Genomic DNA, 1,854 nt, shown 5'->3' on the forward strand with positions numbered 1-1,854 from the left:
CGACAGGCTGAATGGGCGCAATTTACCAATCTGCGGCTGGGCATCCGCGCTCACATTCAACAACTCAAAGCATATGCCAGTAACGATTTATTAGTTCAAGAGTGCGTCGCACCTAGATTTGAACTCGTTAGACGGGGCATCGCGCCGACGATGCGGCAATTAAATGGTCGCTGGTCGGCAGATGCCCAGTATACGATCAAAATTGCCGCTGTACTCCGACGGCTATATGAGACAGCGGGGATTTTTTAGGTAAAAGGTAAGAGGTAAAAGGTAAGAGGTAAAAGGTAAGAGGGTGTCTGAAAAGGCTTTTCGGTGTGAGTCGAAGATCTAAATCTCCCCTGTCTTGTCTCGCATAATCCGAGAGGGAACCTCCCGGATTATGCGAGCCGCTAAAGCTCATTTTTCTGAGGGTTGGGGGATTTAGATCTTAAAACGCAGCAATTATACTTTTCAGACATTTTCCAAGAGATAAGAGGTAGAAGTTTAGGCGCTTGCGTCTTTACTACCATCAATTATTTACCTCTTACCCATTACCTTTTACCCATTACCTTTTACCCATTACCTTTTACCCTTTCCTCTCCATGCCACAAATCTTACAATATCGTTAAGATCTCACTGCATCGGCAACAAAGTTCGCCACTCTACTGTCATGAAGTTCAAACTCACCCCTAAAATAGGGATAGTCGAGTGTAGGGCGATATCGGCTAAAAGCAAAGAACTGATGCCAGCTAGCTGAGATTGCTACAAGAATTGTATAGAGAGTGAGTTGTATGTCAGACCCCCAGAAAAAACTACCGATCGAAGACCGCGCCCCAACTACAGAGACAACCGACAAGCCGATTGCATCACCAAACTCCCCCGCAGCGTTAAAAACATTGCGCCGAGGTAGCAAGTATGTTTCACTGCTATTGTTAAGCACGATCGCGAGTTGTTCGTTTGGCTATCTGGCTGCCAAAGAACAGGTACCCACGACGCTCGAATCTCCGGCTGTAGCTACGCCCAAAGTAGCAAATAGTAGCAGCATCTTAGCCACTGCTAATACTAACTTCATCACCAATGTGGTGGATAAAGTCGGCCCCGCTGTAGTGAGAATTAATGCTTCTACAACTGTCGCAGCAAGACCTGCCATGGCAGATGGTGAAGAGGATCCCTTATTCCGGCGATTCTTTGGCAATCGCGTGCCCCAATCGGGTGGATCTGGAGAACGGGAAATCAGACAGGGCACTGGGTCGGGATTTATTATCAATAATAACGGTCAGATTATGACCAACGCTCACGTTGTCTCTGGCGCGACTAAAGTGACCGTTACTCTCAAAGATGGCCGGACGATCGCGGGTAAAGTTAAAGGGATCGATCGAGTCACCGACGTCGCTGTCATCGAAATAGCCGAGAAAAATCTCCCCACCATTCAGCTCGGTGATTCTGAAAAAATTAAGCCTGGTGAATGGGCGATCGCGATCGGCAATCCTTTAGGCTTGGATAATACTGTCACGGCAGGGATTATCAGTGGTACCGGACGCAGTAGCAGCGAAATCGGCGCAGCAGACAAACGTGTCAACTACATCCAAACCGATGCGGCGATCAATCCTGGCAACTCGGGCGGCCCCCTGCTCGATGCTAGCGGTCGAGTCATCGGGATGAATACCGCAATTCTGCGCGGTACCCAAGGCTTGGGCTTTGCAATTCCCATCAATACTGCCCAACGGATTGCCACCCAACTGATTGCTAATGGTAAGGTCGATCACCCCTTTATCGGCGTACAGATGATAAATCTGACTCCCGAACTCAAGAACCAGATTAATAGCGATACTGACGCCAATCTCAAAATCGATACCGATAAAGGCACCCTGATTG

General features: G+C 48.3%; 1 protein-coding gene and 1 pseudogene. Both read left to right on the forward strand.

Annotated features, from left to right (window positions below; translation table 11 throughout):
- Positions 1-249 (forward strand): annotated as a pseudogene (locus RMO35_RS21835) (cell wall hydrolase); the annotation flags it as partial.
- Between the two features lie 521 nt (positions 250-770).
- Positions 771-1,854: trypsin-like peptidase domain-containing protein (locus RMO35_RS21840; RefSeq protein WP_309744256.1), on the forward strand; the 1,084-nt coding region annotated here is incomplete at its 3' end.

Source organism: Chamaesiphon sp. OTE_20_metabat_361 (assembly GCF_031364565.1).